Origin of the sequence: Streptomyces sp. NPDC007856 (assembly GCF_042868225.1) — a bacterium.
Lineage (GTDB): Bacteria > Actinomycetota > Actinomycetes > Streptomycetales > Streptomycetaceae > Streptomyces.
The window spans coordinates 285,929-300,808 of the sequence record NZ_JBIAEC010000010.1 but is presented as its reverse complement, the minus strand read 5'-3'; the positions used below and the strand labels follow the sequence as shown (position 1 = coordinate 300,808).

General features: G+C 69.9%; 12 protein-coding genes. 5 read left to right on the top strand and 7 right to left on the bottom strand.

Features of this window, described 5'->3' with window-relative positions:
* Position 1: 1 nt before the first annotated feature.
* Positions 2-1,009 carry an SCO2521 family protein gene (locus tag ACFYOH_RS24725; protein ID WP_388629150.1) on the top strand — a complete coding sequence of 336 codons (1,008 nt, stop codon included), beginning with the start codon at positions 2-4 and terminating at the stop codon, positions 1,007-1,009.
* 38 nt (positions 1,010-1,047) lie between these two features.
* The gene (locus ACFYOH_RS24720; protein ID WP_388629147.1) at positions 1,048-1,506 is read left to right on the top strand and encodes a GNAT family N-acetyltransferase; all 459 of its coding nucleotides are present in this window, start codon (positions 1,048-1,050) and stop codon (positions 1,504-1,506) included.
* 11 nt (positions 1,507-1,517) lie between these two features.
* Here the strand turns inward: ACFYOH_RS24720 and ACFYOH_RS24715 are convergent, their stop codons facing one another.
* Complete coding sequence (locus ACFYOH_RS24715) at positions 1,518-3,761, bottom strand: ATP-binding protein (RefSeq protein WP_388629145.1); 2,244 nt, start codon at positions 3,759-3,761, stop codon at positions 1,518-1,520.
* A 330-nt stretch (positions 3,762-4,091) separates the two neighbouring features.
* Here ACFYOH_RS24715 and ACFYOH_RS24710 point away from each other — a divergent pair, with 330 nt between their 5' ends.
* From ACFYOH_RS24710 to ACFYOH_RS24700, 3 genes are all read left to right on the top strand, one after another.
* Positions 4,092-5,048, top strand: a complete 957-nt coding sequence (locus tag ACFYOH_RS24710; RefSeq protein WP_388629142.1) for an FAD-dependent oxidoreductase — start codon at positions 4,092-4,094, stop codon at positions 5,046-5,048.
* 13 nt (positions 5,049-5,061) lie between these two features.
* Positions 5,062-5,991: a hypothetical protein gene (locus ACFYOH_RS24705; RefSeq protein WP_388629140.1), complete on the top strand. Its 930-nt coding sequence runs from the start codon at positions 5,062-5,064 to the stop codon at positions 5,989-5,991.
* A 92-nt stretch (positions 5,992-6,083) separates the two neighbouring features.
* Positions 6,084-7,109 (top strand): NAD(P)-dependent oxidoreductase, encoded by a 1,026-nt coding sequence (locus ACFYOH_RS24700; RefSeq protein ID WP_388629137.1) that lies wholly within the window; start codon positions 6,084-6,086, stop codon positions 7,107-7,109.
* 34 nt (positions 7,110-7,143) lie between these two features.
* Here the strand turns inward: ACFYOH_RS24700 and ACFYOH_RS24695 are convergent, their stop codons facing one another.
* The 6 genes from ACFYOH_RS24695 to ACFYOH_RS24670 form a co-directional block, all read right to left on the bottom strand.
* The gene (locus ACFYOH_RS24695; RefSeq protein WP_388629287.1) at positions 7,144-7,803 is read right to left on the bottom strand and encodes a TauD/TfdA family dioxygenase; all 660 of its coding nucleotides are present in this window, start codon (positions 7,801-7,803) and stop codon (positions 7,144-7,146) included.
* Between the two features lie 330 nt (positions 7,804-8,133).
* Positions 8,134-8,808: a TenA family transcriptional regulator gene (locus ACFYOH_RS24690; protein WP_388629134.1), complete on the bottom strand. Its 675-nt coding sequence runs from the start codon at positions 8,806-8,808 to the stop codon at positions 8,134-8,136.
* 20 nt (positions 8,809-8,828) lie between these two features.
* Positions 8,829-9,287: a hypothetical protein gene (locus ACFYOH_RS24685; RefSeq protein ID WP_388629131.1), complete on the bottom strand. Its 459-nt coding sequence runs from the start codon at positions 9,285-9,287 to the stop codon at positions 8,829-8,831.
* A 438-nt stretch (positions 9,288-9,725) separates the two neighbouring features.
* Positions 9,726-10,913: a caspase domain-containing protein gene (locus ACFYOH_RS24680; RefSeq protein ID WP_388629285.1), complete on the bottom strand. Its 1,188-nt coding sequence runs from the start codon at positions 10,911-10,913 to the stop codon at positions 9,726-9,728.
* 47 nt (positions 10,914-10,960) lie between these two features.
* Positions 10,961-11,317 (bottom strand): hypothetical protein, encoded by a 357-nt coding sequence (locus tag ACFYOH_RS24675; RefSeq protein WP_388629282.1) that lies wholly within the window; start codon positions 11,315-11,317, stop codon positions 10,961-10,963.
* Between the two features lie 454 nt (positions 11,318-11,771).
* Entirely contained in the window at positions 11,772-14,693 is a 2,922-nt protein-coding gene (locus tag ACFYOH_RS24670) for a BTAD domain-containing putative transcriptional regulator (RefSeq protein ID WP_388629128.1), read from the bottom strand.
* Between the last annotated feature and the right edge of the window lie 187 nt (positions 14,694-14,880).

Sequence of the window (14,880 nt, the reverse complement as noted above, 5' to 3'; positions counted from 1 at the left end):
GATGGCCGGGGGCGCGGACACCGGTGAATTGACCGAGCAGAGTCCGGAGCCAGTCCTGGTCTTCGGCGAGGTGCATACCTGCATGCTGCCGCACTCCCAGGTACTGACCGGCCACGGTGCCGCCAACCTGTTGCGATTGCGCGCAGGTGAGCAGGTCCGGCTCTCCGAGCGGCCCAACCTGTACGTCCGGTCGCCCGACGTGATGACCGGCGTGGACTGCCACCTGCCCACCGACTCCGGCGCCAAGGTCCGCGCCGTAGGCACCGTCACCACCCGCGTCACCCTCACCGAGGGCCGGCTGCTCCAGGCGGGCGCCTTCTGCGCAGTCACGGCCGACGGCCCCCACCGACGCCGCCGCTGGGGCCACTACCTGGCCTGCCCCGGCGTCGTCGAGCCGTTCGGCACTCTGCCCGGGCGGGATGTGGCCGACGGCTGCCTCAACGACACCCACCGCCCCGGCGACCTCGACCTGGGAGCGATCGCCGGACGTACGCTCAGCCGGGTACTGCGTGACCGGGCACTCGACAAGCAGCCGCCCTTCAAGTCCCAGGTCACCCGGTTGCGTTGGGTGGGGCTACAAGTCCCGGACGGCGAGGCTCCGTCCCTGGAAAGCTTCACCCTGGCCGGGAACGGACTGCGAACGGCGGAGCTTCGGCTGCCGGCGGGTATCGCCGCAGACGCCGCCGCGGCGGTCTGCCATGACCTCACCCTGCACGACTGGCTGCTCACGACGCTCGTCAGGATGGTCGAGCGCAGCCGGCTCGGCTCGATCGACGGGCGGGACGCGCTGGCGGCGCTGCGCCCCGCCGTCGACCATCTGATACATCTGTGGATGCCGGCAGCGCGTGTGGACCAGGTCCTTCGCCCGCTGTGGGAGGCGCTGGAGCGGGAACCCGGATTCACCAGGCAGTGGCTGATCCTGGTCCAACGGATCAGGGATCAGTTGGCCTTGCAGACCGCCGCGCATGCCCGGTGTGGATGCTGTGCGGCCCTCCTTGGCCATGAATGACGGGAACCCGGTGCCACACTCAGTGCACACTTGGTGACATGCAGCGACAGGTGCGTCATGCGGTCGAGGGCGACCTGGCGGCTATCGCGGCCCTGGAGGCGCGCGCGTTTCCCGGCCTCAGCTATCCGTACTTCGCACTGCGCCAGCTGTTCGACGTTCATGGCCACCACATGCTCGTCACCGCCGGCGCCAGAGGGCTGTACGGCTACGCGCTCCTGGCCGGCGACGGCAACGGCCGGTCGTGGCTCCTGTCGCTCGCGGTCGATCGCACGTACCGGCAGCAGGGGCACGGGCGCCGCCTGCTCGACGCCGTGCTGAGCCTCGCGGACGACAGGGGACTCGGCGCGGTTTGGCTGAGCGTGGCCCCGGACAACCACCCAGCTTTGCGGTTGTACCAGGCGTCGGGCTTCTGCCTGGCCGAGCGGCGCCGCGACTACCTTGGGCCGGGCCAGGACCGCCTGGTGATGGTCCGTGCGGCGTCGCTCCGGTCCCCTTAGCCCACCAGCGGTCACCCAGCAGGCAGCCGGGCCGTCACAGCCGAGCACAATGCCCTCGCCCGGGCATCGGTGTAGCCCTGCAGGATGCCGACGGCCTCCCGCCGGTGCGATGCCGCAGCGGACGGATCGCCGGTCCGGTCCGTGGCGGCGGCCAGGTTCTCCAGTGCACCGGCAACCCGCCAGTCGTCACCGAGCTCCCGGAATTCGGCGACGGCGAGGCGGTGGAACCGCACGGCTTCCTGCGGACGGTCCAGCGCCTGGTAGGCCAGCCCGGTCATGTCGAGCGCCGTCCCCTCCATCGCCTGGTCACCCAAGAGCCGGCCGATCGACGCGGCTCGCTGGAGCGCGGCCAGTCCGTCTTCGGCTCGGCCTGCCGCGAGGCAGATCCGCCCGAATTCGATTTCGCACTGGCCTTGGTAGATGACGTTGCGGGTCTCGTACGCCATGTGCAGGGCCTGGCCGATGTGCCGGTCCGCGTCGGCCAGGAGGCCGGTCTCCCGGTCGATCGTCGCCTCCACCCACAGGCATTCCGAACGGGCTCCGGGGCTCTCGCCATCGTGCAGTTCCCGCAGCGTCGCCGCCACGCACTCGCGGGCCTCGCTGTGGGAACCGGAGTCGAGCAGCGCCTCGGCGCGCCCGATGAGCCCCCACACGATCCACAGACGCAGCCGTAGCCCTCGGGCGATATCCAGTGCCTCCTGGTAAGACTCCAGGGCTTCGTCGAGCCGGCGCCCCAGGCGCAGCGCGTGCCCCAGCATGACCAGGGCGGCGATCGTCTGCCACGCGTCGTCGACCTGACGGGCGGCGGCCAGCGCGGCACGGCTGTGCTCGACGGCCTCCGCGACACGGTGCGCCTGCCGGTGCGCGATGCTCATGCCGAGGAGCGTCACGGCCTGGCCGACCAGATCCTCGGACCGCCGAGCCGCCAGCAGCGCATGGTCGGCCATCGGTAGCCAGCCCTGCACGGGATGCCGGTCCAGGAAAGGCGTACGCAACAGGGCCGGCAGCTTCCACGCCACCTCGTCGAGGCCGGCCTCGGCCGCCGTCCTGCTGATCGCCACAAGGTTGTCGGTCTCGACGGTGAACCAGGCCATGGCCCGCTCGTAGTCCGACACGTCCGGAAGCCCCGGGAGGTCGGCCCGCGCATGATGCACATGCCAATCGTCGGCGTACTGCGCGTCGTGCACCGCGGCAGCCGCCGCCATCGCCTCCAGGTACCACTCGCACAGCCGCCGTACCGCGGATTCGCGGCCTTCCGGTGTCTCGTCGTTCACCGCCTGCTCGAAGGCGAAGGCTTTGAGCAGGTCGTGGAACTGAAAGCGGTCGTAGGCGGACGAGGAGATCAGATGTGTGGCAGCCAGGGAGTCGAGCAGCCGCCGTGCGGTGACGGTGGAGACGCCTGCCAGGGCCGCCGCGGCGTGGACCGAGAAGTCCGGCCCGGGGTGCAGGCCCAGCAGCCGGAACATGCGGGCGGCCTCGCTGCTCAAGGCGCGGTAGGACCAGGCGAACACGGTGTGCACCGCGTCGCTGTCGTCCTCCTCGTCCGCCGACAGAGCTATCCAGAGGGAGGACTCGTCCTGCAAATCACTGATCAGCTCGCTGAGCGGCATGTGCGGCCTGGCTGCTGCCCGCTCGGCCGCGATGCGCAGCGCCAGGGGAAGGCGGGCGCACAGACGGGCGAGCTGGATCAGTTCGGGCTCGGGGTCCGGGCCGCGGTAATCACGGGTGCTGTCCCTCAACAACCGCACGGCCTCGTCCTCGGCGAGGACATCCAGGTCCAGCCGGTGCGCGCCGTCTCGGGCCACCAGTCCGGACAACCGGTCACGACTGGTGACCAGCACCATGCAGGAGGCGGTCCCGGGCAGCAGGAGGCGTACTTGGCGTACGGACGCGGCATTGTCCAGCACGATGAGCATGCGCTGCCCGGCCAGCAGGGAGCGGTAGAGCGCGGCCTTGTCCTCGGGCTCGTCGGGGATCGCTCCCGGAGCGACCCCCAGCGCGCGCAGGAACCGCTCGAGCGCCTGATCGGCGGTGACGGGCGGTCCCGCATCGTAGCCTCGGAGATTGACGTGCAACTGGCCGTCGGGGAAGCGGTCCTTGACCCGGTGCGCCCAGTGCGTCGCGAGGGAGGTCTTGCCGACGCCGGCGGTGCCGGCGATCGTCGAGATCACAACGGTCTGCGAGCCCTCGGCGCCGCGGGCCAGGATGTCGTCGAGGCTGTCGAGAGCCGCCTCTCTTCCGACGAACCCCCTCACGTCTGCGGGAAGTTGCCGTGGACTCGGCCCAAGGGCGGCACGGTCCGCGTGGTGGAAGTGGATCCCACCAGTGACGTCGCGTGCCTGGACCACGTCCCAGGCGTTCCCGGACAACTCGGAGCGAGTAGTCCCGGACCGGTCGGGACTGTGATCGTCCCGCCCTTCGGTGCCCCCCATCGGCACGACCTCTCGCTCGCAAGCAGCTGACCACCGCCCATACGGTGTCCTCCTCCCAGTCAACCAGCCGTTCCGGCCATCAACGGTCGGATTTATGACATTTGACGGACCGTCGATCTGGATGCGATCCGGGCGAATCCCTAATCTGGAGCGGTGACTGTCTCATCGGATCCTGAGGTCGTCGTTGTCGGGTGCGGGGTGGCGGGGCTGACGACCGCACTGGTGCTGTCGGAGGCGGGGCGAGCGGTCACCGTCGTCTCCGACCGCGAACCCCAGCGTACGACCTCTGCGGTCGCCGGGGCCCTGTGGGGGCCGTACGTCTTCGATGATCCCAGGGTGTTGGACTGGAGCCTGCACAGCCTGCCGGACCTGACGGCGATCGCTGCCGATCCGCGGTCCGGCGTCCGCATCACCCAGGGGGTCGAGGCCTCGCGCGAGCCGGCGGAGTCGCCCGCCTGGCTGCATTCGGTGAGTGGATTCGCCACGTGCGGCCTGTCCGAACTACCGCCTGGCTTCGGATGGGGGTGGACCTACCGGGCCCCGATCCTCGACATGCCTGTCTACCTTGACTACCTGATGGGCCGTCTGGTCGCGTCCGGGGTCACCATTCGATTACTGGACAGCCCATTGCGCGACCTGGATCAGGTGTTGGGCATCGCTCCGGTGGTCGTCAACTGCGCCGGACTGGGGGCCAGGGACCTGGTGGGCGACCAGGAAGTGGCGCCGAGCTGGGGCCAGTTGGTGATCACGGAGAATCCGGGGATCGAGGGGTTCTTCTCGGACTTCCCCGAGAGCGAGGACCCCACCTACTGGATCGCCCACCCCGACCACGTCGTCCTGGGCGGGATGGTCAGACACGGCAGAAGCGACCTGCGGCCGGACCGGGAGGCCGCCGAGCGGATCGTGACGCGCTGCGCCGCCGTCCTGCCCGCACTCGGCCACGCCGAGGTCAGGGAACTCCGGGTCGGCCTACGGCCGGTGCGGCGACGCGTACGACTCGAACGCGGCAGCCACCATGGCGCTCTGGTGGTGCACAACTACGGTCACGGAGGCTCGGGCGTCACACTGTCGTGGGGTTGCGCGCGGCAGGTTCAGTCCCTGATCGGTTGAGGAGAGGAATGGCGTGTCCCTGTCCCTGCCGCTGGACGCCGAACGCTACCACCCAGACCCGCGAGAACCCGTGGACCGCTGGTTCCAGACGGCGAGCGCCTCCAACGTCCGCACGACGATGGCGGTCGTCGCCGACCTCGTGGGCCCGTCGTGCAGCGCCGTCGTCGATCCCTTCGCCGGCGGGGGCAGTTCAGCGACGGCGGCCCGGCTGATGAACCTGCCGTTCTTCGGGATCGAGATCGACCCTGTCCTCGCCTGTGTCAGCCTGGCGAAGAGTCGGGCCACCGTCCGCCATGCCCGGATGCTCCGGCGACTGCCGCCGATCCGCGACCTCGAGGGTCTGCTGTCGGTGCTGGCGATGCTCCCCGTGTGCGGCAGTGCCGACGAGGTGGCCGTCGCGTCCTGCCTGGCCGTCGTCCTTGCGCTACGGGCCTCGCGCGGTACTCCGCTCCGGTACGAGGAGGTCACCGCCGATCTCGCGCGCCACCGGCCCCCCGCTGCCACCGGCCGGATGGTGTGCGCGGACGCGACAGCCTCGGGGGGTTGGTGCGAGCTGCCGGTCCCGGAGGAGGGCGCCGTGCTGTACACCTCGCCGCAGTTCGGACAGCGGTCGCCGCTGCTGGACGCCCCGCCGCGGCTGACCGCATCGGCTCGCGATGTTCTCGCCGCCGCCGGGGCCGACCGCGGGCGGGAGGCGGCCCCGGAGGGTTCGGGCTTCGCCGGAACCACCGTGGCCATGCTGTGTCAGGCGGCCGCGATGATGCGGCGTGCGACGGTGGTCATCGAGCACGAGCCTGACGACGACGGACACGACGCGACTGAGGAAACCCTGGAACAGGCCGCTGCGGCTCTGCCGGGACGGGTGCACGACGCACGGGTCATCGTCTGCGGACAGTTCACCTGGCGCGGGCCGCTGTCCCTCATTGTCTTCGATCTGCGGTGAGGATGCGGTGACGTCCTCGACGGTCAGCGGTTCGCCTCGCTCCCTGCCGAGGCGATGACGGCGGCCCTGGGCCGCCTGCCTCAGGAGGGCATATGAATGAGCAGCTCATCGTCCTGGTGACCGGAACGGCCGCGGTGCCGCCAGAGGCTCGTCGCCTGATCGCCGACCGTGGGTTCGCACTGCGGGAGGTCACCGACGACCACGTGGGCGCGGAGGACCTGCATGCGGCGCTCGATGGCGTCTCCGGGTACCTGATCGGCGGATACGAGGAGCCGGAGCCCGGCCATTTCGAACGAGCCGTGGCCCTGGAAGCCGTCGCGTTCATCGGCACCGACTTCCGGAGCTACGTGCCCGGCTGGCGCACGGCGTACGACTTGGGGATAGCTTTCGCGAACACACCGGGCGAGAACGCGGCCTCGGTCGCGGAGTTCACCGTCCTGCTCGCGCTCACCCTGGCCCGCCCGTTCACCGACGCCATTGTGAGAGCCCCGCATTCCCCGGCCCGACCGATCGCCGCGGTGTCGCCTCCCGAGGGCCGCGAGCTGGGCGGTCGTACGCTGGGAGTGGTCGGCGCAGGCAGGATCGGGGCACGCGTCGCCACGATCGCCCAGGGACTGGGCATGCGCGTGCTGTACACGTCCCCGCGGCGCAACCAGGCGCTCGAGGCCGCCACGGGCATCGCGTACACCGACCTTGACGGCCTCCTCTCCCGGTCCGACGTGATCAGCCTGCACCGCCCGGGGCCCACTGCGGACGAACCGCCGATGCTCGGCAGACGGGAGCTGGCGATCTGCAAGGACGGCGCCCTGCTGGTGAACACGGGCCATCACGATCTCGTCGATCCTGTGGCGCTCGCCTGGGCCGTCGAGCACAGGAACCTCCGTGCCGCAGTGGACGGCCTCGGACCCGGCGACGCCTGGGCCGCGCTCACGGCGCTCGGCCCGGAACGCTTCCTGTCTGTCCCTCAGATGGGCTTCCTCACCCGGGAGGCCGGGCTGCGCGCCGGCGTGCGCGCCGCCTGCGCCGTGTGCGACGTACTGTCAGGGACCTGCTCTCCCGACGTCACCAACCCCGACTTCCGCGAACGGCGGGCAGCACTGCAGCGCGGCGGCGAGTAATGCCAGGGGGCCGAGGCGGGCGGAGCTGCCGAACTCAGCAGGGCGCGAACGGCTTGGTCTGGTAGGGGAGGGCGGCCTCCGCGCCGGTGGGGCCCCGCGGCAGGGACCTGGCGTACGTCCTGTGCAGCCACCGGTCGTGGCCGTCCCAGCGCGGCGTGAACGCCGTACGACCGTGGACGACGCGCGCGTTGTCCAGGATCAGCAGGTCACCGGGGCGCATTCGTACCGTGTCGGTGACCTCGTCCAGCGCCTCGGACAGCGCCTGCAGGGCTCGACGGGCCGATGGGTCGCCGGGCTCCAGCAGATCGCGGTCGAAGGCGAGCCGAGGATCAGCGGGAACACCGTCGACGACCAGCACATGCGCCTGCGGGCTCGATCCGTCCGTGTGGCGGAAGGCCAGGTCCGTGCCGCATGCCATACGGTGCTCGCGCAGGATCTCCAGCTCGGCGGCGCCGAGCAGCGACAGCGCGGCCCGGGCGGACGCCACGGTTGTCCCCGCAGCGCCGTCGTGGTCCGCGCGGGAGCACGCGAGCAGCAGGAAGTCCGGCCGCCACCGGTGGTAAAGCATTTCCGAGTGCAGGGCCAGCGGAGTGGTCGAGCTCTGTGCCGACAGAGGATGGGCATTCGGCGACGGATAGATGTCCTGAAGCAGGCTGCCCGAGTGCAGCTCACGGTAAGCGGTGGGCACGCCCATTGCCGTGCATACCGCCAAGAGCCAGCCTTCCATGGCAAGCAGCGGGCGCTCGACCGGGGCGGGCCTGCTGTCAGGCGTACGCGGCAGCGCGCCGGGTGCGCAGGGAAGATCCGTCACGTGAAGATAGCCATGGCCGTCCTGCCCGGTTCTCAGCGCCTCCAGATGCTCCACAACCGGGCCTGGCAGCTGGGCGGCCACCCTGGCCGCGGCGCGGACGAACGCCGCGACATTGTGACGCGGCACCGCGGGCAACTGCACGGGAAGGTCGTCGAGTTCGTCGTGCCATTCCCCGCACGATATGTGTACGGAACGCCCGGTACCCATGGCCCCTCACTCGGCTCCCTGCCGCACCAGGGAGTCGTAGAACCGGCAGCGCGCGTCGAGCGCCGCGCTGACGCCATACTCGATGTCCGCCCTGTTCGAGGGGACTTCCGCCGCGGCATCGATCAGCGATTCGAGGAGTGCGGTGTGCCGTGTGTCGGCTTTCATGTTCTCGGTGAAGTACGAGAGGTCTGCCGCCGGGAAACGGGAGCGGACGGCGGCTTCCAGCGGGCGGAATTCGGCGAGCGACAGGTACTCGTTCGCGTAACAGAAGGCTCCCACGCCTTGCCAGGCGCTCGCCGTCGTGAGTTCGCGCTGCGTCTTGAGGAACGCAAGCGTCCCGTCGGTCGGAGGGCAGTCGAGTCGGTCCCTGTCGACTCCCATCGACTCGAGCAGGTTGTCGAGCAGCACGGCGTGGGCCTGGTCGGGATTTCCCTCACCGAACTCCTCCCACAGGTTCTCGGCGAGCACCGTCCTCATGCGGAAGTCATCGGCGCTCGAGATCAACAAACCGATAGACCGGGGAAAGGCGTACGACACGTGACGTTCCTGAAGCCCCCAGGTGATGAGATGCTCGGGATCGGCCCTGCCGGACGCCACCAACGCGAGGAACGGGTGGCGAAGCACCCTGTGCTGATCCACGAAGCTCCGCAGATGTTGCGACGTTGCGTACGTGGCGTCCACCTCCGCAGTATCCAATCGGCTCAGCCTTGCGTCGACGGAGTCTCCGCTCCGGGGGCGGGTGGTGGCGGAGGCGGAGCGGGGGTGTTGAAGGTCAATCCGGAGAAGTCCCGCCCTTGCACCACGTGCCCGTACTGGGTGCCGCCGCTGACCGTGTTGTTGACGTCGCCGTCGCTGGTTCGCACAAATTTCGCCTGTTCAAGCCACTGCCGCAGGTCGGCGGAGAACTCCGGATCCACCGCGGCGCGCGTCGCCAATGCGGTGCACAACGCCCCTGCGCGCGCCGTATCCCCGGGTTCTTCCTGAAGCCGGATCAGCTCCGCCTCTCCGGAGCTGACAGCCGGCGCCTGCGCGGATGCGTCGTGGCCGTGCCCGAACGGGCGGCGAACCAGCGAGGTGAGCGCCACCCACGCCTGGTGGCCGAGCGCACCGCCAGCGCCTGCTGCCAGTTCCGCGAGCAACGCCGCCGACACCGGATCCATGCCCCCACCGCCCTCAGCGCGTCCTGCCCGACCAGGGACTGGACACGCTACCCGCGCGGCGATGCCCCACGGGAGGTAAGTGCGGAATTGGTGCATGCTGTGGCCGCTCACCAGCCGCACCGCGTAGCGGACCTGCTCGTCCGGGCCGAGCACTGCATCCCCGGAGGGCGGCGCAGGTATCCCATCGGCAGGGCGACGCCCAGCTCGCCGCGGCGGGCCCACGACCATTGCATGAACTTGTTGAAGCAGGCTGGGCGAAGGCTCTTGAACCCGCTCACCCGCCTCTGGCGAGGCGGTGGAGGATGTCCCAGCCCTTGTGTGTGATGCGGGGATTGTGTCGGCCCAGCAGGTGATCTTGATTGAGTCGAGTGACCGCCTGGCAGGTCTTGGAGCCGTAGTAGCTCTCGCGAACCAGCTGATCGAGGTATCCGGCCCGTTTCAGGAGACTCTGCAGTCGCTCGACGTCGGCGTGGACACGGCCAGGCACGAGGCGCCGCGGGAACGGTGGGACCATGCCCTGAGTCCGCGCGGCGCGCAGGAGGTCGGCGAAACCCTCTGTACGGGAGGCCCGTTGCTCCAGATACCGTGCGCAACCGATCTGCGAACGCTCCTCCAGCCCGATGACGAGATGTGCCTGTGCGGCCGTACTCCATTCGGCGACGACCGCCCCGGAGGACCTTGTTGGACAGAGTGTTGGCCTCTGCCTTTTCCAGGCTGTCCACCATCGTGACCACCTGGTGGGCGGGACGGTCGGTAATGCTGAGCAGCAGTTCCGACTTGTGTGGAAGAGAGCGCTCCAGCGCCACGGCGAGTCGGGCAAGGTCGCTGGGCGGCCGCGTCTGCCAAAGTTCGGGCAGCTCGGCGTCGCTGAGGAACCGCGACCCGGCGTGGTCCAAGTGGCGGAGCATGCCGGCGGCGTGGCCCACGGGACGATGGAGGCTTAGTCAGAAGATACGGTCCGCCGGTCCGTCGTGTCAGGCCGTTGCGGTCCAGGTCCAGCGGCGTGGGCCGACTCCGTGCCTTCAGCCGCCCCCGTACATGGCGAAAGATGACATTCAGGTCGAGCAGTTCGCCCGCGCCCGGCACGCCCCCGCTCAAGGTCTCGATGAGTTCGGCAGTGAAGGCCGTGAAGGTTTCCCCTGGTGGCGCGAGAGCCACGGCCGTTTCTCCCGCCGCGGCCATGACATAGGTACCGTCCACCTCCGCGAGGTCGATGACTGACTCGGACTGGACGCCGAACGCCCGCGCGCCGTAGCAACAGTCCAGGATGACGATACGGCGGGCCGCTCCAGTTGACTCGATGGGGCGTCTGATCCAGTCGTAGGGGACGGCCGTGTCGTAGACGGAGGCCCTGTCGCTCTGCGGGATGGCCAGGTGCAGGTCTCCCTTGTCGTCGAGGAGACCGTGCCCGGCGTAGTAGATGAGCAGTGTGTCGGTCGCCTCTCTCGCGGCCTTCTGCACGGCCCTCGACACCTCGACGGTGGTGGCTGGGTCGACCAGAGCGATGCAGTTCTCCGTGCGAAACGGCGCGACGGGCCCGCACAGCAGAGCCCTCAGCGCGGGCACGTTTGCCTGTACGGCGGGCAGATCATCGAGGTGGGAGTAGCTGCCAGTACCGACGAGCACTGCACGTGAACGTTCCGGGCAGGGAAGGTAGTCCACGGTTGGCGCGCCTAATCGAGCTCAAGCCGTTCGAGGAGCACCCGCGCCTCTTCCACGGAGCTGGTGTTGATCTCTACGGTTACTCCGTCGGGCCGGCGAACCGTCAGGATGGGGTGCTGCGGTCGTGTGGCGCGCCAGCTCAGGAGGCTGACCGCCAACGAAGCGGCGCTGAAGGTCGAACCGAGCACAAGCGAGAGAACGTCGATCACCGAGCCCTGTGCACCCGGTACCGGCGGGTCCACCGCTCCCAAGTGCGGGGCCGCGGGGCGCCTCGTCTGCCTGTCTGTTTGAAGCCAACCGTGCAGCGATCTCAACTCGGCCTCAGTTTGAAGGTTGTTCAGCCCTACAACACCAACTTGGACTTGCATAATCGCCCCTCTCTCGGCACAGCCTTCATTGTCCAAAAACGTCGCTCCTGACACGACGGTTCCCCGCGGGTCAAGATCGGCGGCGGGCGGAGCACAGCGTGTTCATGGGTGCGGCCCCTTGCGGCGGGGTTCTCTGCGGGATGGCAAGACCTCGCCGCAGACACCTCCACTGGCATGAGTCGCCATCAGGCGCTGTCCACGGGGCGCTGGCGCGTTCCCGCGCCAAAAAACCGCATCGACGATTGGCGGGGTCCACCCGGTCTCTGCCTGCTCCCCGGCCCGTCGCCTCCCGTCCGATCGCGGACACCGGCTCGGCGGAACTCTGCGCGAGTACCACCATGCCGCGTGACCACGTATCGGAGCCGCGGAGGAAGCGCAGCATCTGGTCGGGCCCGACGGGGCCTTCGAAGCTCTCGGGCAGCGCAGGCGAGATGGCACGGCGAACCCGGCCAGGTCACGGCGACGACGGCGGCGGTGCAGTCCTGGTCAGGTGCATGTCACCTATGGTCTGCCATAACCGCTGCGCCCGCTCGCGGTGCCGGCGCGCCAGGTCGTGGAAGCCGGCGGCGGCGTCCAGGTCGCCGATCAGCTGCCAGCACGCGGCCTCGTCGTGGCGGTCGCCGTGCCGGTGGAACACGTCCGCCGCGCGCTCCAATGCCGGGCTCGCCCGATCCCGGTCGTGCCGGCCGGCGTAGACGCGGCCGACTTCCAGCAGCGTGTACGCGGCGCACCGCTCGTCGGCCAGTTCCTCGAAGGTGGCCAACGCCTGCCACAGGCAGCGCAGCGCCTCGTCCGGATCACCGCGCCGATCGTGCAGCCGGCTGAACCGTCGCAGCACGACCGCCACCCGATGCCCGTCGTCGAGCGCCCTGGCCTGGCGCAAGGCTTCGCTGAACCAGGACTCCGCCTCGTCGAGTTCGCCCTGCATGAGCCGCATCACGGCCATCGAGCAGAACAGGTGCGCTTCGAGGTGCCGGTCGCCCTCACCGACCGCGAGGGCCAGCGCCTGCTCGATACGATCGGCGGCTTCGTCGTAACGGCCCTGCACCCGGCTGACTGTACTCAGCATCGCCATGGACAGCGCCGCGCCGCGCTTGTCCTGGCCGTCCTGGCACAGTCCGAGGGAGGACTGCAGGGTACGGGTCGCCGCGTCGAACTCGTCCCGGTAGATGTGCAGCTGGCCAAGACCGCGCAGCAGCACCGATGCGCCGCGCATGTTGCCGGCGGCCTCGGCAGCCTCCAACGCGAGCCGGTGCCCGTGCTCCCAGTCCTGATACAGGCACCGGTGGTCGTAGTAGGTCGCCGGGCCGGCCGCCAGCTCCCAGGCCAACTCGTCCAGTCCCCAGTCCACGGCCAGTTTCACCGCGCCGAGCAGGGTGTCGCGTTCCGCGTCGAACCAGCCGACCGGGTCGGCCATCAGCCGGTCCACGACCGTGTCGGGCAGCGACAGGCGCGGCGCCGAACCGGGCGCGGCGGCCAGAAGCCCGGCCGGCAGCCGATCGGTGCCGCGCCCGGCCAGATCGAGCCAGGCGGACAGTACCCGGACGATCGCGTCCCGCTTGTCCGCCACCGGAAGCTGGGCGGCGATCTCCACGGCGCAGGTCCTGATCAGGTCGTGCAGCCGGTAGCGCGGCTGGCCGATGGTGTCGGTGGCGGTGAGCCGTACCAGGCTGGCGTCGACGAGGGTGTCGAGCACCTCCTCGGCGTCGAAGCGGTCCAGCAGCGGGCCGACCACCCAGCCGGGCAGTGTGTAGGGGCCGAGCAGGCCCAGCAGACTCAGCGCGCGCACCGCGTCGGCCGGCAGCAGCCGCAAGCTCAGTTCGACGCTGGCTCGTACGCTCAGATCCCCGATCCTCAGCTCGGCCAGCCGCCGGGACTCGTCCTCGATCCGTTCCCGCAGCACCGCCAGCGACCACGCCGGGCGGCCGGTGAGCTTGGCGCCTGCGATCCGGATCGCCAGCGGCAGGTTGCCGCAGCAGTCGAGGATCGCGTCGGCCTCCGCCGGTTCCTGCTCGACCCGCCGCCGCCCGACGATGCCGGTGAACAACTCCCGCGCCTCTGCCGGGGTCAGCACGTCCAGGTCGATGTGCCGGGCGCCGGGAAGTTGCGTCAGCAGTGCGCGGCTGGTGATCAGCACGGCACAGCCGTCGGCGCCGGGCAGCAACGGCAGTACCTGGTCGGCGTGACCGGCATCGTCCAGCACCACCAGCATCCGGCGGTCCGCCAGCAACGACCGGTACAGCGCGGCCCGCTCGGACAGGCCGTTCGGGATCGCGCTGCCGGCGATAGAGAGTGCGCGCAGCGCCTCGGCCAGCATCTGCGCCGGGTCCCGCGGCTCGTCCGACGTCCCGGCGAGGTCGAGGTAGAGCTGGCCGTCGGGGAACGTGGCGCTCGCCAGCCGAGCGGCGTGCGTCACCAGAGAGGACTTGCCGACACCGGGACCGCCCACGATGACGGCCACCGGGGCCCGGTTCGGCGCCGTCCCGTCGAGTAATCGGGCGACCTCGGCCAGCACGTCGGCCCGGCCCACGAAGTCGGGTACATCGAGCGGCAGTTGACGCACCGGCATCGCCATGACCGGTTCGGTGGCCGCCGTGCCCGGACTTGCCGGTCGTGTGTCCGAGGGACCGCTCGCCGGGACCGGAGCCGCCAGGGCGGGATCGGCGGCCAGGATGCGCAGATGCAGCGCCTGGATCGGCGGGGTGGGGTCGACGCCGAGTTCGCCTGCCAGCGTCCGGCGCAGCCGCTCGTACACCTGCAGCGCCTCGCCTTGTCGCCCGCACCGGTAGAGGGCGACCATCAAGTGTTCGGCGACCTGTTCGTCGTAGGGGTGCTCGCGGAGCAGGGCGGTCAGTTCTTCGATGACCTCACGATGATGCCCCAGGTCGAGTTCGATGCTCAGACACAGTTTGTGCGTGGCCGCGCGCTTCTCGTTCAGCCGTGCCGCATCGACCTCCAGGACCCGGCTGGAGATGTCGACCAGGGCGTTGCCGCGCCAGCAGGTCAGCGCGCGCCGCAGCGCGACAGCCGTCTCGAACGGGGCCGTGTGCCGTTCGGCGAGGTGCCGCTCGTGATCGAACTCCAGTAGGTCGAGCTGATCCGGCGCCAAGTGGATCTGGTAGCCGCCGCGCCGCGTGCTGATCAAGGAGCCGGGTGCTCCGCACGCGGCGAGGTTGCGGCGCAGCCCGGAGAGAGCGTCCTGGACCTGACGGACCGCGGTGGCGGGTGCTTTCCCGTCCCACATGACGGCGACGAGCCGCTCCATGGCGACGAGGTTGTTGGCGTCGACCAGAAGCGCGGCCAGCATCTTGGCCTGCCGCGGTCCGGCTAATCGGACCTCGCGTCCCGTGATCTGGGCGTGTAACGGCCCCAGCACGCCGAATCTCATGCTCCCCCCAGCACGTCACGATCAGCGCCGATCCCTTGGCTGACCTGGCACTAGGACGAATCTAGGACGGCCGACGGATCCGTGTCCATAGCGTCACGGTGGGTCACTCAGCCATTCCTGCGCAACGAAAGGAACAGCAAGGAAACGTTCGGTCAAGGCAGCAGTGGTGGCCGCG

Coding starts and splice junctions, on each gene's coding strand:
- ACFYOH_RS24685 (WP_388629131.1), bottom strand. CDS start 9,287: ATGGATCCGGTGTCGGCGGCGTTGCTCGCGGAACTGGCAGCAGGCGCT.
- ACFYOH_RS24725 (WP_388629150.1), top strand. CDS start 2: ATGGCCGGGGGCGCGGACACCGGTGAATTGACCGAGCAGAGTCCGGAG.
- ACFYOH_RS24675 (WP_388629282.1), bottom strand. CDS start 11,317: ATGCAAGTCCAAGTTGGTGTTGTAGGGCTGAACAACCTTCAAACTGAG.
- ACFYOH_RS24720 (WP_388629147.1), top strand. CDS start 1,048: ATGCAGCGACAGGTGCGTCATGCGGTCGAGGGCGACCTGGCGGCTATC.
- ACFYOH_RS24695 (WP_388629287.1), bottom strand. CDS start 7,803: ATGGGCGTGCCCACCGCTTACCGTGAGCTGCACTCGGGCAGCCTGCTT.
- ACFYOH_RS24700 (WP_388629137.1), top strand. CDS start 6,084: ATGAATGAGCAGCTCATCGTCCTGGTGACCGGAACGGCCGCGGTGCCG.